The 20,065-nt window shown below is 33.8% G+C and carries 19 protein-coding genes; 14 read left to right on the top strand and 5 right to left on the bottom strand.

Going from position 1 to position 20,065, the window contains the following annotated elements:
- The 7 genes from RYK07_RS02825 to RYK07_RS02855 form a co-directional block, all read left to right on the top strand.
- Positions 1–635: ABC transporter ATP-binding protein (locus RYK07_RS02825; RefSeq protein ID WP_314852325.1), on the top strand; the 635-nt coding region annotated here is incomplete at its 5' end.
- Positions 625–1,848 (top strand): ABC transporter permease, encoded by a 1,224-nt coding sequence (locus RYK07_RS02830; RefSeq protein WP_314852327.1) that lies wholly within the window; start codon positions 625–627, stop codon positions 1,846–1,848. The genes RYK07_RS02825 and RYK07_RS02830, both read left to right, overlap by 11 nt.
- Before the next feature lie 102 nt (positions 1,849–1,950).
- Positions 1,951–2,445 (top strand): hypothetical protein, encoded by a 495-nt coding sequence (locus RYK07_RS02835; RefSeq protein ID WP_314852328.1) that lies wholly within the window; start codon positions 1,951–1,953, stop codon positions 2,443–2,445.
- A 28-nt stretch (positions 2,446–2,473) separates the two neighbouring features.
- On the top strand, positions 2,474–3,154 hold the full coding sequence (rpiA, locus tag RYK07_RS02840; protein ID WP_006703229.1) for a ribose-5-phosphate isomerase RpiA: 681 nt from the start codon (positions 2,474–2,476) through the stop codon (positions 3,152–3,154).
- Positions 3,155–3,497: 343 nt separating this feature from the next.
- Positions 3,498–3,971: an S-ribosylhomocysteine lyase gene (locus tag RYK07_RS02845; protein ID WP_006703230.1), complete on the top strand. Its 474-nt coding sequence runs from the start codon at positions 3,498–3,500 to the stop codon at positions 3,969–3,971.
- A 48-nt stretch (positions 3,972–4,019) separates the two neighbouring features.
- Entirely contained in the window at positions 4,020–4,895 is an 876-nt protein-coding gene (locus RYK07_RS02850; RefSeq protein ID WP_314255820.1) for a MetQ/NlpA family ABC transporter substrate-binding protein, read from the top strand.
- A 3-nt stretch (positions 4,896–4,898) separates the two neighbouring features.
- The gene (locus RYK07_RS02855) at positions 4,899–5,591 is read left to right on the top strand and encodes a 5'-methylthioadenosine/adenosylhomocysteine nucleosidase (protein WP_314852331.1); all 693 of its coding nucleotides are present in this window, start codon (positions 4,899–4,901) and stop codon (positions 5,589–5,591) included.
- A gap of 49 nt (positions 5,592–5,640) precedes the next feature.
- On the opposite strand, the gene RYK07_RS02860 is transcribed toward RYK07_RS02855, so the two are convergent.
- The gene (locus RYK07_RS02860) at positions 5,641–6,798 is read right to left on the bottom strand and encodes an aminotransferase class I/II-fold pyridoxal phosphate-dependent enzyme (protein ID WP_314852332.1); all 1,158 of its coding nucleotides are present in this window, start codon (positions 6,796–6,798) and stop codon (positions 5,641–5,643) included.
- Between the two features lie 221 nt (positions 6,799–7,019).
- Here RYK07_RS02860 and RYK07_RS02865 point away from each other — a divergent pair, with 221 nt between their 5' ends.
- Positions 7,020–9,773 carry a DEAD/DEAH box helicase gene (locus tag RYK07_RS02865; RefSeq protein ID WP_314852333.1) on the top strand — a complete coding sequence of 918 codons (2,754 nt, stop codon included), beginning with the start codon at positions 7,020–7,022 and terminating at the stop codon, positions 9,771–9,773.
- Between the two features lie 61 nt (positions 9,774–9,834).
- Here RYK07_RS02865 and RYK07_RS02870 read toward each other — a convergent pair whose 3' ends face one another.
- From RYK07_RS02870 to pfkB, 3 genes are all read right to left on the bottom strand, one after another.
- Positions 9,835–10,281, bottom strand: coding sequence for a fructose PTS transporter subunit IIA (locus RYK07_RS02870; RefSeq protein WP_314852335.1), 447 nt, complete (start codon positions 10,279–10,281; stop codon positions 9,835–9,837).
- Positions 10,282–10,345: 64 nt separating this feature from the next.
- Positions 10,346–11,743: a PTS fructose transporter subunit IIBC gene (locus RYK07_RS02875; protein ID WP_314852336.1), complete on the bottom strand. Its 1,398-nt coding sequence runs from the start codon at positions 11,741–11,743 to the stop codon at positions 10,346–10,348.
- A 27-nt stretch (positions 11,744–11,770) separates the two neighbouring features.
- Positions 11,771–12,688 (bottom strand): 1-phosphofructokinase, encoded by a 918-nt coding sequence (gene pfkB / locus RYK07_RS02880; protein WP_314852338.1) that lies wholly within the window; start codon positions 12,686–12,688, stop codon positions 11,771–11,773.
- Positions 12,689–12,801: 113 nt separating this feature from the next.
- Here pfkB and RYK07_RS02885 point away from each other — a divergent pair, with 113 nt between their 5' ends.
- From RYK07_RS02885 to RYK07_RS02910, 6 genes are all read left to right on the top strand, one after another.
- Positions 12,802–13,593: a MurR/RpiR family transcriptional regulator gene (locus tag RYK07_RS02885; RefSeq protein WP_314852339.1), complete on the top strand. Its 792-nt coding sequence runs from the start codon at positions 12,802–12,804 to the stop codon at positions 13,591–13,593.
- Between the two features lie 147 nt (positions 13,594–13,740).
- Entirely contained in the window at positions 13,741–15,129 is a 1,389-nt protein-coding gene (gene mnmE, locus RYK07_RS02890; RefSeq protein WP_314852379.1) for a tRNA uridine-5-carboxymethylaminomethyl(34) synthesis GTPase MnmE, read from the top strand.
- Positions 15,130–15,162: 33 nt separating this feature from the next.
- Positions 15,163–15,642, top strand: a complete 480-nt coding sequence (locus tag RYK07_RS02895) for an 8-oxo-dGTP diphosphatase (RefSeq protein WP_314852340.1) — start codon at positions 15,163–15,165, stop codon at positions 15,640–15,642.
- 15 nt (positions 15,643–15,657) lie between these two features.
- A complete protein-coding gene (gene mnmG, locus RYK07_RS02900; protein ID WP_314852341.1) occupies positions 15,658–17,556 on the top strand; it encodes a tRNA uridine-5-carboxymethylaminomethyl(34) synthesis enzyme MnmG in 1,899 nt (632 codons plus the stop codon).
- Between the two features lie 9 nt (positions 17,557–17,565).
- Positions 17,566–18,279 (top strand): 16S rRNA (guanine(527)-N(7))-methyltransferase RsmG, encoded by a 714-nt coding sequence (gene rsmG, locus RYK07_RS02905; protein ID WP_314852343.1) that lies wholly within the window; start codon positions 17,566–17,568, stop codon positions 18,277–18,279.
- Between the two features lie 10 nt (positions 18,280–18,289).
- Positions 18,290–18,976 carry a hypothetical protein gene (locus RYK07_RS02910; RefSeq protein WP_314852344.1) on the top strand — a complete coding sequence of 229 codons (687 nt, stop codon included), beginning with the start codon at positions 18,290–18,292 and terminating at the stop codon, positions 18,974–18,976.
- Positions 18,977–19,014: 38 nt separating this feature from the next.
- On the opposite strand, the gene RYK07_RS02915 is transcribed toward RYK07_RS02910, so the two are convergent.
- Positions 19,015–20,016, bottom strand: a complete 1,002-nt coding sequence (locus RYK07_RS02915; RefSeq protein WP_314852345.1) for a nucleoid-associated protein — start codon at positions 20,014–20,016, stop codon at positions 19,015–19,017.
- Positions 20,017–20,065 lie beyond the last annotated feature (49 nt).

Below are 20,065 nucleotides of genomic sequence, written 5' to 3' on the forward strand. Positions count from 1 at the left end.
TATTAAATGATGTAACGGTTCGTATTACTCAAGGAGAATTTGTTGGAATAATGGGCCCTTCTGGTTCTGGGAAATCGACCCTCATTAATATATTAGGATTCCTAGATTCGAAATATGAAGGAAAATATTGTTTCAATGATGAATCTGTTTCTAATTTGAGTGATAATCAAATTTCCAAAGTTCGTAATTCTACTGTTGGATTTGTTTTTCAAGATTTTAATTTAATTGAACAAGCAACCGTGGAAGAGAATGTTCGTCTACCTTTATTATATCGTGGATTAACACCACGCCAAACTCATACAAAAGTAAAACAAGCACTAGAAAAAGTAGGTTTAGGAGATAAATTAGAAAAATATCCTCGCCATCTTTCTGGTGGTCAAAAACAAAGAGTGGCAATTGCCCGTGCATTAGTGAATAGTCCAAAATTCATCATTGCTGACGAACCAACAGGAGCATTAGATAGTAAAACATCTGCAAGTATTATGGACATTTTATATCGTTTAAATCGTGAAGATGGAGTAACGATTGTAATGGTAACGCATGATCCGACTTTGACGAAGTATTGTTCTCGTGTCATTCATGTAATCGATGGTGTGATTCATGAACAAAAGGAGGGGATTCCATATGAAATTTAGTGTGTTATTAGGATCCGCTCTGCATTCTTTAAAAGGAAATGCTCGTCGTACGATTTTAACCATGTTAGGAATTATTATCGGAATTGCAGCTGTTATTACAATTATGAGCCTTGGGAAAGGATTCCAAAAAATGGCTATTTCAGGATTAGCTGGAGAAGATAATGGAAAAGTTAGCGTACAATTTTTTTATCAACCCGATAATCCACAATCCGTTCGAAAAGTAGAAAAAGCTTTTTCGAAACAAGACCGTATAGGTGTGGAAAGTATTGAGGGAGTTTCTGGAACTGAAATCCCTGAAACAAAAGAACAAAATTATATTTTTGGAATTTCGATCCCAACAAAGAAAACGACAGAACATGTTGTACTTGGATTAGAAAAATCTGCAACAAAAGAATCTTTGACGGTTGGAGAAAATATTTCCCAAGTAGATATTGATGCGAATAAAAAAGTAGCGATTATCGATGAAAATTTAGCAGAATTGTTATTTTCTAGTGCCAAGCAAGCGCTAGGGAATGGGGTAACGATTGATGGAGAAGTGTACTATATTAAAGGAGTCAAGCCAACGAGTAAAGTAGATGCATTGCAAGCTATATTTACTGGTGCCGATCCTTATAAAGCTGTACATATTCCAGCTACTACTCATCAACATTATCATAAAAAAGAAGAAAATGTGAATGGGCTAAAAGTATTTATTAAACCAGGCTATGTCGCAAAAGATGTCGCTAAAAAAATAGAAACTCATTTGAATGAAGTAGGCTCAAAACATACTTCTGGAAAATATACTTTTATTGATGTAGCGGCTCAAATGGATATTATTGGGAAAGTCTTAGATGGATTAACATATTTCGTTTCAGCAGTAGCCGGAATTTCTTTATTCATTGCGGGTGTAGGCGTGATGAATATGATGTATATTTCAGTATCTGAACGGACAAAAGAAATTGGGATTCGTCGTGCAATGGGTGCTACTAAAGGTTCGATTCAATTACAATTTTTATTAGAAGGAATTATGATTACTTCTATCGGTGGAATTATCGGATATGTCACAGGAGTGTTAATTGCGATGCTCATTTCGAATTTTCTACCCTTTAAAATTTACACTGACTGGACAGCAGTCGCATTAACAGTTGGAGTATCTGTCTTTATTGGAATTGTATTTAGTGTCTTTCCTGCTAAATCAGCTGCGAATAAAGATGTCATTGAAATATTACGTTAAAAGGTTGGAGAAACTCCAGCCTTTTTTCTTTGAAATGATTGAAACATGAAAGAGAAACTTGTACTATAGATATGGCAATAAAACAAAGAAAGAGGTGATCGCATGAAGGTTTCAGAAGGAGATTTTATATTTGAATTAAAATTTTTATCTATCCATCCTCAAACTCACAATATTCAAACAGATGTTTTCTTACAAGTTTCTCATCAAGAACAAGCTTATCAAGAAATAATCGACTTATTATCTGTAGCACAATTGGAAGAAAGTCTGGAGGCGATGAAGAACTTATTAGAAAAAGGAGAAGAGTATTCTTCAGAATTTGAACAATCCAGATTAGCTGTGTTATTAGAAAAAATAGAAGATGAGTATGTTATGACATGGGTTGTTGCTCCGGAAAATATTTTAACAACGGCTTCTCAAGTGATTGGAATTGACTTGGCTCAATTGGATGAAGAAGAAGTCTTTCTTTATCAAGAAGAAGAGGAGAAGCAACAAACGAAAACGGTTGAAGTGGAATTGAGTTTATCTGCTGAAGAAATGCGACAAATCTATGAACAATTACAAGAAGATTTGAAACGAGTAAAAGAATTTATGCTATAATAGAAATAGTTGAATCATATTGGAGGGTATGCGTGTGAACATGAAAGAGATGGTCGGCAAACAGGCCGCAACTTATATTGAATCAGGTATGACAGTAGGTCTAGGAACAGGTTCTACAGCTTATTATTTTGTAGAAGAAATTGGTAGACGTGTAAAAGAAGAAGGTTTAGACATTATTGGTGTAACAACTTCAAAACGTACAAAAGAACAAGCTGAAAAGTTAGGAATTCCATTGAAGAGTGTAGACGAAGTAGATTTCATTGATGTAACAGTTGATGGAGCAGATGAAATTGCTCCTGATTTTTCAGGAATTAAAGGAGGCGGTGGCGCCTTACTATTTGAAAAAATTGTTGCAGAACAATCAAAACGTATTATTTGGATTGTCGATGAATCTAAAATGGTAGATTATTTAGGACGCTTCCCACTTCCGGTAGAAGTGATTCCTTATGGTTCAGAACAATTATTCAAAAAATTCGAAGCAAAAGGCTATCGTCCAAAATTCCGAGTATTAGAAAACGGAGAACGTTATTTAACAGATAGTCAAAATTATATTATTGACTTAGATGTATTCCCAATTAAAGATCCTGTGACATTCGGAGCAGAATTAAAAGCTCTAACAGGAGTAGTGGAACAAGGATTATTTACAAATATGACAGAAACAGTTTTAATTGGAACACCGGATGGTGTCAAAGTGCAAACTTTAGGATAATAGAGAGAATAGCCTGGGATTTGTCCCAGGCTTTTTTTCGTTTACTTAAAGGAGGGTGAATAAATAAGTGCCGGTAAGGTAAGAGGAAAACCATTTTTTATGTTCAGTATCATTCACAAGTAACTAATATAGCTTGTTTATATAGATTTACAGCAGGTATAACAAAAATGAATAACAAACTATATTTATTTAGTATAAGAGAAAAGTCGTTTTTTCGTTGATATTTCAAGAGTTCTTTTGTATCATTTCGATATAACTTAATTAAAATGATTTGAAAAGAATGAAAGCAATGCTTTCTATTGAAAGTATGATTCTTTTTTCATCATGACAGGGGGAATTCAATATGGCTGAAGTAGAAAGCTTTACATTAGATCACAATAAGGTGATTGCACCTTACGTGAGATTAATTTCAAACGAATACGGAAAAAAAGGAGATGTCATTTCGAATTTTGATATTCGCTTTTTACAACCAAATAAACAAGAAATGCCGACCGGAGTGATCCATACATTTGAACACTTGTTGGCAGATTTACTCCGTGATCGTATCGATGGGATTATCGATATTTCACCATTTGGTTGTCGTACAGGATTCCACTTAATTCTCTGGGAAGAACGTTCCGCAGAAGATATTGCTCGTGCTTTAAAATCAACTTTAGAGCAAATTGTTGAAAAAATTCAATTTGAAGATATTCAAGGTATATCTGCTGTTCAATGTGGAAATTATCGTGATCACTCTTTATTTGGAGCAAAAGAATATGCTAAACAAGTACTAGAGCAAGGAATCAGTATTGATCCATTTGAACGTAAAGTAATTTAATGGCATTTATTTAATAATTAGTAAATATATTGACGGGGGGATTTCCTTATGAACTTAAAAACTATTACAAAATCTTTATTTGCACTTTCTGCAGTTGTAGCATTAGCTGCTTGCAGTAATCAAACTACATCAAACTCAACCACTTCAAATTCAAAATCAGAATTGAAAACAGTGAAAGTTGCTTCTGTGGGGTCTGATGCGGATATTTGGAGACATATTGCAGAATCAGATCAAGCGAAAAAAGCAGGATTAAAAATTGAAGTCGAAGAATTAAATGGGGGTGTACCATTAAACCAAGCAGTTGCTGAAGGTTCCGTAGATGCAAATGCCTTTCAATCGATTGGATATTTACAAGGATTTAATGAATCCAATAGTTCTAAACTAACACCAATTGGAACAACTTATATCGAACCAATGGGACTTTATTCGAAAAAAGTAAAATCATTAAATGACCTGCCAAATGGCGCTAAAATTGCAATTCCAGATAATCCTTATAATACAACACGTGCACTACGTTTGTTAGAAACAGCTGGTTTAATTAAGTTGCCAGCAGATTTCAAAGAGGGTACAGGAACGCCAAGTGATATTGTAGAAAATAAGAAAAATTTTGAATTTTTATTAATTGATGATACTACAAGTATTCGTGTGTTAGATGATGCAGATTTAATTGCTATCGGAAATACTATTGCCCTTGAAGGTGGATTAAATGTATTGAAAGATGCTTTATTCTATGAAAAGGCAGATGAATCTACTATTACAAGTATTAATGTGATTGTTGTGAAGAGTGGAAATGAATCTAATGATGATTATAAGAAATTAGTAGATTTATATCATGATGCAGATGTTCAAAAATTCATTTCAGATAAATTCCAAGGAACCAAAGTAGAAGTGAAGAAACCTATTTCTGAAGTGTGGGGTAAATAATCGATGAAAATAGCGATTGTTGCTGCGATGAAAGAAGAGCTTCATCCATTTGAAGAACACTACGCACCAAGAAAAGAAGTGTTTTCAAAAGGTCTGATTCGAATTCTTGAAGTTCATGAGAATCTCTATCTTGTTCAATCCGGTATTGGAAAAGCGAATGCTGCTGCTACAGCAGCTTGGCTTTGTGATAAGGTTCAACCGGAACTAATCATTAATACGGGAACTACGGGGAGTTTTAATGAAGATTTTGCGCTCGCAGATGTCATTGTTTCAACGAAATTTGGATATAGTGATGTGGATGCGACAGGTTTTGATTATGCATGGGGTCAAGTTCCTCAAATGCCAGAATCATATCCCGTAGATAGTGAATTGAAGGAAAGAGTTGTTCGCATTTTACAGGCGCGTATTACAGAATTTGGGATTCATAGTGGTTTTATTGCAACAAGTGATTCTTTTATGAGCTCGATTGAAACGGTACAAAATATTCGTGAACTTTTACCGGATATTGTAGCAAGTGATATGGAATCAACGCCATTAGCGCAAGTTGCTCATTTCTATGACATTCCTGTGTTGAATATTCGTGGTGTAAGTGATCATGTTGGAGGAGAAGCTCCAGATACATTTGAGGCAACTCTTGAACTAGCTTCAAAACGTGCGTTTGAGGCAGTTTGTACTCTTGTGGAAGAGTTGCAGTAAGATTATGAATATAAAGTAAAAAGGCTGGGGTAAATCCCAGCCTTTTGTATTAAGCTAAATATTTTTCTAATCGAGCGACTACTTCTGTTAAGTTTTCCATTGAAGCAGCGTAGCTGAAACGAACGTAGCCTTCTCCACCAGGTCCAAATGAAACCCCAGGGATTAATGCTACTTTAGCATTTTGTGCAAGGTCACGAACGAATGCCCATGAATCTGTTCCGCATTTTGCAGGAATTTTAGCAAATAGATAGAAAGCTCCATCAGGACTTGCTACTTCGAATCCTAAGCGACGTAATTCTTTTGCAAGATAGTCACGACGTTGTTGGTATTCTACTTTCATAATATCGCAGTCACCTTGTCCGTGTAACATTGCAGCTAAAGCACCGTATTGGCTTGAGCTACTTGGAGAAGTAACCATATATTGGTGAGTTTTAACAACTTCTTTAATAAATGGAACAGGTCCAAGAATGTACCCAATTCTCCATCCAGTCATTGCGTGAGATTTAGATAAACCTGTAATCACGATTGTTTGATCTGGTAAGAATGAAGCTAATGAAGTGTGAGTTCCGCTATATGTTAATTCTGCGTAAACTTCATCACATAATGCCCATAATCCATATTCTTTTAAAACAACGCTTAAAGCTTCTAATTGTTCTTTAGAATAAGTTACCCCTGTTGGGTTACTTGGATATACTAATACAACTGCTTTAAAAGTTTTTTCTGGATGAGCTTCGATAGTAGCACGTAATTTTTCTGGAGTTAAAATAAATCCATCTTCACTAGTATCGACTGTAATAAAGTTCCCTTGATTCACCAATGTAATTGGCATATATAATGGGAAAACTGGAGTAGGAACAATAACTGTATCTCCTGGGTTTAAAATAGCTTGGAAGCTAGCATTAATCGCTTCAGTTGCTCCGATAGTAGTGATGACTTGTTCTGCAGTATAGTTTAAATTGAATTTTTTGTTATAGTATGCTGCAGTTGCTTGACGTAATTCAGGAATCCCAGCATTTGGAGTATAGTGGGAATGATTATCACGAATTGCTTGAATAGCAGCTTCTTTAATGTGTTCTGGTGTGTTGAAATTTGGTTCACCTAATGTTAATTTGATGATTCCAGGAATTTGAGAAACTTCTGCATCAAATTGACGAATATCTGAAACGGCAATTTTTTCAACGACTTGATTGAATGGATGTTCTAACATTTGTTAACCCCCTGTGTTATAGATAGATAAATTGTACCTTTTTTATCAAATATTAGCAATAAAGAAACGAAAAAAGTCGAAGGAATCTCTTTTCAGTAGAATGAAATAATTTAAAGAAACTTTGTGAAGAATGTGTTATGATGTTTTTAATCATTTGATAGTTTAAAGTAATTATCTATTTTAATGGAAGAATCATAATAGAATAAAAGGGGAAATTCTAATTGAATAAAAACGAGGCAAAAGAATTACTAAGTATTATTCAACCGAATATAAAGAAATTAGAAGAAGAGACTTTACCAATTTTAGAGGGGAAAATAAAATCTGTTATTAAAAATAAACAGGAAATATTTTTTGAAGAATGGGAAAGTCAATTACCATTTGGGTTGTTGGATTTGTTAGAAAGATATAATGGATTAATAAGAAAAAACAGTGTAAAAAAAGAAAAATTTTATCCTTCTATTTTCCACGAAAAGGATCAATCGTTAGGAAATTTATTTGTATCTTTTGAATCTTCATTAAATGAGTTAAAGAGGTACAAAAGTGATAATTTACATAAATTAAAAGTATTAGAAGAAAAATTATCCTTCATAGTTGAGCAGGATGCTATGTTTTTGTTCATGTTATTTAAAAATAAAGATATAAAAACGAAATTATCTGAAGCAAAATATTTAGTAGAGACGAATAAAAGTTTGTTAGATGACTTTTTGTTTAAAATGGGATATTTAGACAAAGAAAGTAGTAGCGTAACCAATCCTTGGAAAGATTTGGTGATTGATTCAAAGAGATTATTTTCATTTTTTGAAGAAGATATAAAAAATCATAGTGTTGAATCCGATGTGTTGAAAGAATTTCATCACAAGGCTAAAGAAAAACAAGAAATATTGGAGTTGGATAGCAAACGACACGTAGAAAAACAAATTATTGAAGATTGGGAAGAATTATTTAATCAACAGTTTGAAAAAGATTTATCGATGCTTTCATTTTCGACCATTGAAGATTATTATCAAAAAGAACAAAAAGTCGTTCCAATCAGTATTCAAAATGGCTATAAATCAATATCGACAATGATAAAATATGGAAAGGCATTAAAAGATAAGTATACTTTAACAGAAGATGAGTATTCATTTTTATCAGCAGTATTAAATGACGTAGCTGATAAAGTGAAACAGTCCACTCGACCAAAAATTCGTGTGAATCATTTGAGTTTTGAACAACGTAAATTAGTCACAGAATTATTTGTTTATAAAAATTATTCGAAACAAAGAGAAGAAGCTGAAAAAGAACTTTTTGAACAATTTACAAAGTGGTTTGAAGAATATAATAAATTAATGATTTTAGCAGAAAATCGTTATGTTGCGGATACTTTGTTGGATGAAAAAGCTTTTTCAATATGGTGCGAGTTAGAAAAATGGTTATATGAGGAAATCTTAGAAATCGATCAAAATTTCAACGAAGTATTAACCTATACGACTCTTAAATATGATGAAATACTTTTTGATGCAGCAGAACGGGAGTTTAAAGAAGAAGCAGCCACGTATTATGCTCTGTTAGAAAAAATTACTGGAAAAGGATTAGATAATAGTACTTCGGATTTACCTAAATTTATTATTGAAAAAGTGAATCAAGTTCAAATTAATGAAAATCAATTAAAAGTAACGATGCGTCCGTATCAAGAATTTGGAGCGAAATTTTTACTTTATCAAAAAAATATCCTTTTAGGAGATGAGATGGGTCTGGGTAAAACGATTCAAGCGTTAGCAGTAGCGAATCATTTATTCCAAGAACATCAAAGAAAATGTATGATTTTACTACCTTTAAGTGTGTTAGAGAATTGGAATAAGGAAATTCTTAAGTGGACAGAATTACCGGTATATCGATTTTCTGCTTCAAACAAAAATAAAAAGGAAGATTTTATAAAGTGGAATCAAGAAGGTGGAATCATATTAGCAAACTATGAACAAGCTAGTTACTTTGTTCAAGAAATAGAGGGATTACAAATTGATTTATTAATTCTAGATGAAGCTCACTATGTTAAAAATGCTAATACTATAAGAGGACGAAATTCGATTGCACTTGCACAAAGAGCTAATTATAAATTATTTATGACGGGAACTCCTTTGGAAAATAATGTAAGAGAGATGCAACATTTAGTGAGTATTTTAAATCCTGATTTACCAGAAAGTGTGTTTATAGAACGACCAGATGAAGAAAGTTTCAAGAAGGATCTAGCCAATGTCTACTTGAGAAGAAAAAGGGAAGAAGTGTTGGATGAATTACCTGAAATGGAAGTTGTTAATCTATGGTCAGAATTTTCGGATAAGCAAATTGAATTATATGAATCAGAAGCCTTTAGCGAAAAATGTAGTGTTATGAAGTTAAGACGTATGGCGTTCTTAGGAGAAGACTCTGAAAAAATTAAACAAATTATAGATATTTGTAAAGAGGCACGAGAGAATGGTATGAAAGTACTCGTATTTTCATTTTTTAAAACAGATGTTCTGTATAGATTACGAGAACTTGTACCAAATACTGCTAGTGACATACTATCTGGAGATCTTAGCCCTGCTAGAAGACAAGAAGTAATCGATGAATTTTCTCAAGATAGTAATCAAACGGTATTGTTAGCTCAAATTGAGGCTGGTGGAGTAGGGTTAAATATTCAAAGTGCCAATATTGTTATTTTATGTGAACCTCAATGGAAACCTTCTACTGAACAACAAGCTATAAGTAGGGTGTATCGAATGGGGCAAACGAGAGATGTTTTAGTTTATAGACTTCTAACTAAAGATAGTATTGATGAACCGATTATGGCATTAATTCATAAAAAAGAAGTGGAATTTGATAAATATGCAAAAGATTCTCTCGTGGCTGATGCGTTTGTAGCTTCAGAGAAAATGACAGAAAAAGAAGTACAAAGTAAAATTATTGAAATTGAGAGAAATCGTATTTCTGCAAGAAAGAAGAATATTGCGTAAGAATGATTTTGCAAAAGGAAACAGCCAGCATGACAAAGTGCTGGCTGTTTTTATATGGAATTTATTGTTTAAGATAATTATTTAAAATAGTTTCAATCTCTTGTTCAGAAGTTGCTAAAAGTAAAGATTCTTTAATATCAGCTTTCATTAGCATACGTGCAATTGATGCTAATATTTTTAAATGAGTAGTTCCAGCTTCGTTATCTGGAATTAATAAACTAATAATGAAAGAAGTAGGGTTTCCATCCATGCTATTCCAATCTAACCCTTTTTCTAAACGAACAATAATGATACTAGGTGTTAATATTTCCTTTGATTTTGTATGAGGGATTGCAAAACCATCCATCATACCAGTAGTACCTTGCTGTTCTCGTTCAATAAATCCTTTGTAAACAGATTCTTCATTAGTAGCAATACCCAATTCGATTGATTTTTTTGACAAGAAATGAAAAACCTCATCTTGAGAATTTAATTCTCTATTGAAAAAAATTGTATTTTGATGTATCAATTTAAAATTCCTCCTAACTTTTATTTTTATAGTATAGAATAATATAAAAATATAGGATTGTATATTATTTAGATAAAGGTTTTCTAGTTGCTCCTAAGACAACTCCACCTACAATTGCTCCTATTGCAATTGATATTACCCACAATAATGGATGGGTAACTACAGGAAGTACTAAAAATCCACCGTGAGGTGCAGGTACTTGTACTCCAAATAAATAAGTTAAAATAGCGGCAATTGAAGAACCTAGCATCATTGATGGCATTGCACGTAGAGGGTCTTTTGCAACAAAAGGAATAGCACCTTCAGTAATATGAGTAGATCCTAAAATGAAATTCACTAAACCAGCATTACGTTCATTTGCATCAAAACGATCTTTGAACAATAAAACTGCTACAGTAGTAATTAATGGAGGTGCAATACAAGCTGCACTAACACCAGCCATAAATGCAGTGTTTCCTTCTGCTAATAGTACTGTACCTGTTACATATGCAGCTTTATTTACAGGGCCACCCATATCAAATGCACACATACAGCCAATTACTAAACCAAGAAGAACTGGGTTAGAATCTTGGAATCCTTTTAAGAATACCATTAAGTTTTGGTTGATTTCTGCCATAGGACTAACAATAATACTCATAAATAGTCCAGTGATTAATACTCCTAATAACGGATAAAGGAAAATAGCTTTTAATCCGTCTAGTGTTTTTGGTAATTTTTTAAATAATTTTTCTAAAAGTACAACTAAATATCCTGCGAAGAATCCACCGATAATTCCTCCTAAGAATCCAGCACCGCCGTTACTAGCCATAAGGCCTGCTACAAAACCGCTAACTAGTGCAGGTCTATTCCCAATACTTTGTGCAATGTATGCAGCTAAAATTGGGGTCATTAATCCCATTGCTAGTCCGCCAATTTCTTTTAATTGAGCAGAAAAAGGATTATACGTTGCATGGTTTGGGTCAAAAGAATAAATACCAAATAGTGCAAACGATACAGCAATCAATACCCCACCGCCAACGACGAATGGTAACATGTGAGAAACTCCATTCATCAAATGTTTATAAATTTCTCGTCCAATCGAGCTACCACCAGTAGTTGTTTGAGTAGATTCAACTTTTTTAGTAGGTTCGTCAGATGGGTATTTCACAATACCTTCTCCTCGTAATGCTTGAGCAATTAGTTCATCTGCATTTTTAATTCCTTGCCCTACAGAAACGTCAATAATTTTTTTGTTAACAAATCTATGAGCTTGTACATCTTTATCAGCTGCGATAATTACTACTTTTGCATTTGCGATTTCTTCTTCTGTAAATTCATTTTCTACCCCAATTTGTCCATGTGTTTCAACTTTAATGTTTACTCCAACTTTTTTTGCTGCTTGTTCAAGTGCTTCTTGAGCCATATAGGTGTGCGCAATTCCCGTTGGACAACCAGTAGCGGCAATAATATCATATTTTGTCATTTTGTTTTCCCCCTTTATTATTGCTTATTAGTATAAGCGTTTGATTTGTTTTATCAATATTGGAACATCTGAAAAATCTGTTAATCCAGGTCTAAAAGCTGTAGAAGTTCCAGCAGCAACAGCTTTAATTAAAGAATCTTCTTTTGACATCCCTTGGATTTGACAACCGATAAAAGTAGCAAGTAATGTATCTCCTGCACAAGCAGTATTTACAACATTTCCTTTTGGAGCGTTAACGTGTATGTTTTCTGTTGGTGTAATTAGAATTGCTCCTTTTTCTCCTAATGAAACTAGTACATTTTGTGCGCCTTGCTGTAATAATTTATTTCCGTATTCTTTAATTTGTTCTAAAGATACATCTTTCAGTCCAAACCAACTAGCTAGTTCTTCGTCGTTTGGCTTAATTAGATAAGGGTGGAATTTTAATAATTCAGGTACAAAACTTGCAGAAGTATCGAGTATTAGTTTGAACCCCTTTTGTTGAGATGATTTGGCAATTTTTTCGTAAGTACTTTTTGATATTCCTGAAGGATGGCTTCCTGAAACGAATAACATATCTTCAGAAGATAAAGTATCAATAATTGAAAGTAATTGTAACTCTTCTTTTTCAGTGACAGTAGGGCCTTGATTTACTAGTTTAAATTCTTCATTATTCGCTACTACGTGAGCAAAAACATTAATTCGTGTAATACCATTTACTGATACAAAATCAGTTTTGATTCCTGCTTTATGAAGTTCACTTTCAATAAATTCTCCTGTAAACCCTGCTTTGAATCCTGTTGCGACACTATCAATTCCTAGTTCTTTCAGTATGAAGCTTACATTAACACCCTTTCCATTAGGCATGTAAACTGCTTCTTCAGTTCTATTTACTTCAGATGCTTTCATTTGGAGTGTTTTGATATACAAATCAATAGCTAAATTCATGGTACATGTATAAATCATATGTTCACCTCCTTTTGTTTTTTTGTTATACTTATTATTACATAAATAACTTTGTAAAAGTTTTCTGAATAGGTGTTTATATTAGTAAAACTTTACAGAATGGGAGAGTTATCATGTTTAATATGCAGGGACTTACTAATACTGAAAAATATCTTCTTAAATATATTGAAGAGCATTTAGAATTAATACCATCAATATCAATTGTTAAGTTGAGTGAGGAAGCTAATGTTTCTACAGCATCAATAGTGCGTACAATGAAAAAGTTAGGTTATGATGGATTTACAAGTTTTAAGTATGATTTGAAAAAGCAATATCAACTATCTAATAAGGAATTTCCAACGTTTAATAGTTTAGAAATTGTTGATAAAAAAATTCAAGATGTTGTTGATAAGAATGAGCAAGAAGTAAGGAAAACGATAGAGCAATTGGATAGTAAGACGATAGAAGATGCTATGCAAGCAATCTTTGGTGCAAGAAAAGTGTTTATATTTTCTAGAGGATTAAGTGAAATGATAGCTAGTGAAATGGAGATTAAATTTCATTTGTTAGAAAGAACCTGTGAGCAATATGTAGATCCTAATATTATTAAAACGATTAGTCACCGATTGAATGAACAAGATTTAGCTATTATCGTTTCTTTAAATGGGCATACAGAAGAGTTAGTAGAGGCAGCGAAGGTTTGTCATAAAAATGAAGTCCCTATAATTGTTATTACAGCAAATGGAACAAGTCCTCTTGCAAGATTAAGTGATATTACTTTTGTAGGATTTAAATCGGAAGATTCTTATTTTCCTGAGTATGAGGTACGTTCCCGTCTTCCTTTGCAAATTATTAGTCGAATATTATTAGATGCTTATGCAATTCGTGTTGCACATAAAAGAGAAAATACGAAAAAAGTCTTCTAAGCATTCCTCCTACTAGCACTTGTTTGAAAAGTATTGTATAATATCACTGAAATATAGGTAAGCAGTCAAAGTGCGAGCCACTCTTTTATCAATAAGGGGTGGAGTGTGCACTTTTTTTGTGCAATGAAGCTAAGAAAGGATATCAGTATGCAAACAGAATTTGATACGATTGCTGCGATTTCGACAGCACCTGGTGAAGGAGCTATTGGGATTGTCAGAATTAGTGGAGATTTGGCGATTTCAATCGCAAGTTCGATTTATCAATGTGGTGCTAAAAAATTAGAAGAACAAAAAACTCATACGATTCATTATGGTCATATCGTCGACCCTAAATCTGGGGAAATCTATGATGAAGTCATGGTAAGTGTCTTAAGAGCTCCAAAAACATTTACACGAGAAGATATTGTGGAAATTAATTGCCATGGAGGAATTGTGGCGATTAATCGTGTGTTGCAATTAGTGTTACGAATGGGAGCAAGATTAGCGGAGCCTGGAGAATTTACGAAACGTGCCTTTTTAAATGGACGTATTGATTTATCTCAAGCAGAAGCAGTGATGGATTTAATTCGAGCAAAAACGGATAAATCGATGCAATTAGCGATGCGTCAATTAGATGGTCAATTATCGCATTTAATTCAAAATTTACGTCAAGAAATTTTAAATACATTAGCGCAAGTGGAAGTAAATATTGACTATCCTGAATATGATGATGTAGAAGAAATGACTTTGCAATTATTACGAGAAAAAACTCAACAAGTATTACAAGGGATTCGTGCCTTATTAAATACAGCTAGTCAAGGGAAGATTTTACGAGATGGGTTAAAAACAGCCATCGTAGGACGCCCGAATGTTGGGAAATCTAGTTTACTAAATGTGCTATTAAGAGAAGAGAAAGCCATTGTAACAGATATTGCTGGAACAACAAGAGATACGATTGAAGAGTATGTCAATGTCCGTGGAGTGCCTTTACAATTAATTGATACAGCAGGAATTCGTGAAACGGATGATGTCGTAGAAAAAATCGGGGTAGAACGTAGTCGTAAAGCATTAAAAGAAGCAGATTTTGTATTATTATTATTAAACCAAAGCGAAACATTACAAGAGGAAGATATTCGTTTATTAGAAACGACAAAAGGGATGAAGCGAATTATTTTATTTAATAAAACAGATTTACCTTCAAAACTTTCAAAAGAGGATATCGCTCTTTATGCTAACGAAGAAGAAATTGTCACAACTTCTATGTTGAATAAAGAAGGAATCGATCAATTAGAAGAAAAAATTGCGGGATATTTCTTCCAAGGACAAATGAATGAACGAGATGCGACTTATTTATCAAATACTCGTCATATTGCCTTGTTAGAAAAAGCAGAACAAGCATTAGTCGAAGTACAAAATGGGATTGAAATGGAAATGCCGGTCGATTTAATTCAAATTGATTTTACAAGAGCATGGGATTTATTAGGAGAAATCACAGGAGATAGCGTCCAAGATGAACTTCTAACTCAATTATTTAGCCAATTCTGTTTAGGAAAATAAGAGAAAGCCACTATTGGAGAAAGGGAGTTTCGAATGACAAAACTAGCAACGATTTGCTATATCGATAATGGGAAAGAATTGTTATTACTAAAGCGCAATAAGAAGCCAAACGATGTACATGAAGGTAAATACATCGGAGTAGGTGGTAAAATTGAAGCGGGTGAATCTCCAGAAGAGTGTGCCATTCGTGAGATTTTTGAAGAAACAGGTTTGAAAGTTCATCAAATGGCGTTAAAAGGGATTATTACTTTTCCTGAATTTACTCCCGACCATGATTGGTACACGTATGTGTTTCGAGTAACAGAATTTTCCGGGGAATTAATCGACTCTCCTGAAGGAACTTTAGAGTGGGTTCCTTATGATCAAGTATTGACGAAGCCAACTTGGCAAGGTGATTTAATTTTTGTGAGTTGGCTATTAGAGAATCGTCCATTTTTCTCGGCTAAATTTATATATGAAAATGGTGAATACATTCGCCATCAAGTAGAATTTTATACAACGAATGAACAATAGAAAGTAGGAGGAAGTATGGTAACAACTTATGAAGCTGGTAACTATGATGTTATCGTAGTCGGTGCGGGTCACGCCGGAAGTGAAGCTGCACTAGCAAGTGCTCGTATGGGTGCTAAAACATTATTATTAACAATGAATTTAGAAATGGTGGCATTTATGCCTTGTAATCCGTCTGTTGGAGGCCCTGCAAAAGGAGTCGTTGTGCGTGAAATTGATGCGCTAGGCGGAGAAATGGGTAGAAATATTGATAAAACATATATTCAAATGCGTATGTTAAATACAGGGAAAGGCCCTGCAGTACGTGCGTTACGTGCGCAAGCAGATAAACATTTATATGCGCAAGAAATGAAAAAAACAATTGAACAACAAGAAAATCTTGATTTAAAACAAGGAATTGCGGAACGTTTAATTGTAGAAGACGGTGTTTGTAAAGGGGTTGTATCTCATACAGGGGCGATTTACCGTTCAAAAGCAGTTGTTTTAACAGCTGGAACATCTTCTCGTGGACAAATTATTATTGGAGAATTGAAATATTCTTCTGGGGCTAATAATTCTCAACCTTCGATTAAATTATCAGAGAACTTATTAGAATTAGGATTTGAATTAGCTCGTTTTAAAACAGGAACTCCTCCAAGAGTGAAGAGTTCTTCAATTGACTATAGCAAAACAGAAATCCAACCGGGAGATGAAACACCAAACTTATTTAGTTTCACTTCTAAAGATGAAGACTACCGTTATGATCAAATTCCATGTTGGTTGACGTATACAAATGAAGGAACTCATGAAAAAATTCGTGAGAACTTGCATCGTGCCCCAATGTTTACAGGAATTGTTGAAGGGGTAGGAGCTCGTTATTGTCCATCTATTGAAGATAAAATCGTTCGTTTTAGCGACAAACCTCGTCACCAAATTTTCCTAGAACCAGAAGGGGAAAATACGGAAGAAGTTTATATTCAAGGCTTATCGACTTCTCTACCAGAAGATGTTCAAATTCAAATGATTCATACGGTAGAAGGTTTGGAAAAAGCTGAAATGATGAGAACTGGTTATGCCATTGAGTATGATGTAGTGATTCCTCACCAATTAAAAAATACATTTGAAACAAAAATTGTTGAGAATTTATTTACAGCTGGACAAATGAACGGAACAAGTGGATATGAAGAAGCCGCCGGTCAAGGTCTTTATGCTGGGATTAATGCTGTTCGTAAAATCTGTGGTGAAGAACCATTTATTTTAGGTCGTAGTGATGCGTATATTGGAGTATTAGTAGATGATTTAGTTACAAAAGGAACGACAGAACCGTACCGTTTATTAACTTCTCGTGCGGAATATCGTTTATTATTACGTCATGACAATGCAGATTTACGTTTAACAGAGAAAGGTCGTGAACTAGGCTTAATTTCAGATGAACGTTATGCAGCATTCCAAGAAAAACAAGCAGCTATTCAAGCAGAAATTAAACGTATCCAATCAATCCGTTTGAAACCGACTGAACAATTGCAAGCATTCTTAGCTGAAAAAGAATCCGCAGAATTAAAAGACGGTATTTTATTAAGTGATTTATTAAAACGTCCAGAGTTATCTTATGATGATTTAATTGGCTTTGCAGAAGAAGAGGTAGCTGTTTCTCGTGAAGTAAAAGAACAAGTAGAAATTTCTGTAAAATATGAAGGTTATATTGCCAAAGCGATTGAAAAAGTAGAAAAATTAAAACGTATGGAAGCAAAACGTATTCCATCGAATATTGATTATGATGCCATTAATGGACTTGCGACAGAAGCTCGTCAGCGTTTGAAATTAATTCAACCAGAAACGATTGCGCAAGCAAGTCGTATTAGTGGGGTAAATCCTGCCGATGTATCGATTTTAATGGTGTATATCGAACAAGGAAAAATTGCGAAAGTTCAAGAATAGGAGGATTGTATGAAACCAGAAGAATTTTATCAAAGACTCCAAGAAGTTCATGGCATTACGTTAACAGAGGTACAAAAAGAACAATTTCATCAATATTTTCAATTATTGGTGGAATGGAATGAGAAGATGAATTTAACGGCAATTACTGATGAAGAAGGAGTGTATTTGAAACATTTCTATGATTCTTTAGCGTTAGGATTTCATCATGAGTTATCGAATCAAACATTGTGTGATGTCGGAGCTGGAGCAGGATTTCCAAGTATTCCATTAAAAATTGTATTTCCTGATTTAAAAGTGACAATTGTGGATTCGCTCAATAAACGAATTACATTTTTAAATACTTTAGTGGAAACGTTAGGACTAACAGATGTGCAATGCTTCCATGATCGTGCAGAAACTTTTGGACAAAATAAAAATTTCAGAGCATCTTATGATGTCGTAACAGCTAGGGCGGTAGCAAAATTAAGTGTATTGAGCGAATTTTGTATGCCATTAGTGAAGAAACAAGGATACTTTTTAGCATTGAAAGCTGCTTATACAGAAGTGGAGTTAGAAGAAGCAAAAAAAGCGATTGCCATTTTAGGTGGAAAAGTGGAAGGCGATGTGTCCTTTGATTTACCATATGAAGGTGGAAATCGTCATGTCGTCACTATCTTAAAAACAAAAGAAACGCCAAATAAATATCCTAGAAAACCTGGTATTCCGTTGAAGAAACCATTATAAGGAGAATTTTATGAATAAAAAGCTTATTGTAATGGTTGGAAGTTTTATTACATTGTTAGCAGCTTGTGGAGCAAACTCTTCGCCTACAAACTTTTCATCAAATCGTTCTTCAGCGACAACGCAAACAGCTGAAGCTACTACAGAAAGCACTACGACTGTTTCGAAGCCAAGTGATAAAGAGCTTTATCGTGATGTGTTAGATTATTTTGAAACGATTAGAGAAAAGGGGATGCAACTTTTAACGTCTCCGCTTGAACTGGCACCTGTCATTCAAGAATCGATGAATAAAAATCCAAATGAATTTTATATTGATTTTCGAGATTTAAATGAAGATGGAATTAATGAATTATTACTAGCTCGCAAAGGGAAAAGTGATGATCCTCAATATTATATGCATGCGGTATATTATTTAGAGGATGGGATAACACCTAAACTTGCTGTACAAGGATTTACAGGTTCGGGAGGAGCTAGACAAGGATTTAATGTATATCCAGAAGGAAAACTTTCAGAAGTAGGTTTTTCATCTGGAACAGGGAATGGGTCCATTTTTGTTTATCAACTAACGAAAGATTCCAAGCGAGAACTTATTGCTAAAAAGGAATTTGAACGATTAGAATTTGAGTTGGAAGATGTAGGATTGAATCAGAATGATATAATTGACTATCAAGATTTTAATTGGCAACCATTATTTAACTAAGAAAAAAGCGAAATGAAGCAGAACTTCATTTCGCTTTTTTATGCATTGAATCGATTCATGATGGAGTCGATATTTTTAATTAATACAGAAATGGATCCATCTGGATTGTTGATAAATTCCACCATTTCTTTGTTTTCGTAAATGTCGCTTGGAATTGTAATTTCAATCCCATTATCGAGTTTAAATTTCTGTTTGCTGTATTTCTTTTCATATTTTGGCACATTTGTAACTGGAATCTTTTCTGGAATTTTTTCAGTCGCAATGGCTTGGTAAGCTGCTTCTTTTGCGAGTGGTTTGTCTTTGAAGACTGTATCGAAAATAATTCCTGCATCAATCTCATCACTTTCTTCTAATTGTGTTAAGATGGCTTGTTGTGTCGTTGCAAGAGCCAAATAGTTTTCTTCATCATATTTTTTAGCAACATGAGTGACGGTCTTTTTAATTTCTTTGATTTGTTCCTGCGTACTTGTTGGAGGTATAATTTCTAAAAATTGCTCTGAGAAATACGGGATTTTTTTGCCTTCTACAATATATTTTCGTTCGATTAATTGATACTGTCCATTACTTGTATCGACAATGAATGCTTCAGATAATTTTTGAGAAGGATTTGGTAAAATCGCATGATTTTGCAGCACTGTATTTAATACTTGATCATCTTCATAATCTAAATAATGTGTATATTTAGAGCTATAGTCTAAACGTAAAATCGCAAAGAAGTTTCCGCCTTGATCATTAATGCCTGATGCGAATACATAATCAGCAGCAGGAATATCTTCTGCTGGTGCGATGATTTCATATAATTTATGAGCTAGTTGTTGTGTTTTTTCAATAAAAGGAATGCTGTCATCTGCTAAAAATCCAAGAAGTGGTTCTTCTGGAGGTAAGACGCCATGACGGGGATCGCTTTTTAATGTTTTTTCAATTATTTTTGTAAAATATTCTGTAATATAGGGATTCGATAAAGGTAATTCTTTTTGGGATAACAGTAAGTTTCCGCTATTTTTATCGAAGATGTGTAAATAAGCTTGGTGTAAAATCATAAGAACTCCTTAAAAATATTATTGATACAAACATACCACTTCTTTTTTT

This window comes from uncultured Granulicatella sp. (genome assembly GCF_963528315.1).
GTDB lineage: Bacteria > Bacillota > Bacilli > Lactobacillales > Aerococcaceae > Granulicatella.

Coding starts and splice junctions, on each gene's coding strand:
- RYK07_RS02830 (WP_314852327.1), top strand. CDS start 625: ATGAAATTTAGTGTGTTATTAGGATCCGCTCTGCATTCTTTAAAAGGA.
- RYK07_RS02835 (WP_314852328.1), top strand. CDS start 1,951: ATGAAGGTTTCAGAAGGAGATTTTATATTTGAATTAAAATTTTTATCT.
- rpiA (WP_006703229.1), top strand. CDS start 2,474: ATGCGTGTGAACATGAAAGAGATGGTCGGCAAACAGGCCGCAACTTAT.
- RYK07_RS02845 (WP_006703230.1), top strand. CDS start 3,498: ATGGCTGAAGTAGAAAGCTTTACATTAGATCACAATAAGGTGATTGCA.
- RYK07_RS02850 (WP_314255820.1), top strand. CDS start 4,020: ATGAACTTAAAAACTATTACAAAATCTTTATTTGCACTTTCTGCAGTT.
- RYK07_RS02855 (WP_314852331.1), top strand. CDS start 4,899: ATGAAAATAGCGATTGTTGCTGCGATGAAAGAAGAGCTTCATCCATTT.
- RYK07_RS02860 (WP_314852332.1), bottom strand. CDS start 6,798: ATGTTAGAACATCCATTCAATCAAGTCGTTGAAAAAATTGCCGTTTCA.
- RYK07_RS02875 (WP_314852336.1), bottom strand. CDS start 11,743: ATGACAAAATATGATATTATTGCCGCTACTGGTTGTCCAACGGGAATT.
- pfkB (WP_314852338.1), bottom strand. CDS start 12,688: ATGATTTATACATGTACCATGAATTTAGCTATTGATTTGTATATCAAA.
- RYK07_RS02885 (WP_314852339.1), top strand. CDS start 12,802: ATGTTTAATATGCAGGGACTTACTAATACTGAAAAATATCTTCTTAAA.
- mnmE (WP_314852379.1), top strand. CDS start 13,741: ATGCAAACAGAATTTGATACGATTGCTGCGATTTCGACAGCACCTGGT.
- RYK07_RS02895 (WP_314852340.1), top strand. CDS start 15,163: ATGACAAAACTAGCAACGATTTGCTATATCGATAATGGGAAAGAATTG.
- mnmG (WP_314852341.1), top strand. CDS start 15,658: ATGGTAACAACTTATGAAGCTGGTAACTATGATGTTATCGTAGTCGGT.
- rsmG (WP_314852343.1), top strand. CDS start 17,566: ATGAAACCAGAAGAATTTTATCAAAGACTCCAAGAAGTTCATGGCATT.
- RYK07_RS02910 (WP_314852344.1), top strand. CDS start 18,290: ATGAATAAAAAGCTTATTGTAATGGTTGGAAGTTTTATTACATTGTTA.
- RYK07_RS02915 (WP_314852345.1), bottom strand. CDS start 20,016: ATGATTTTACACCAAGCTTATTTACACATCTTCGATAAAAATAGCGGA.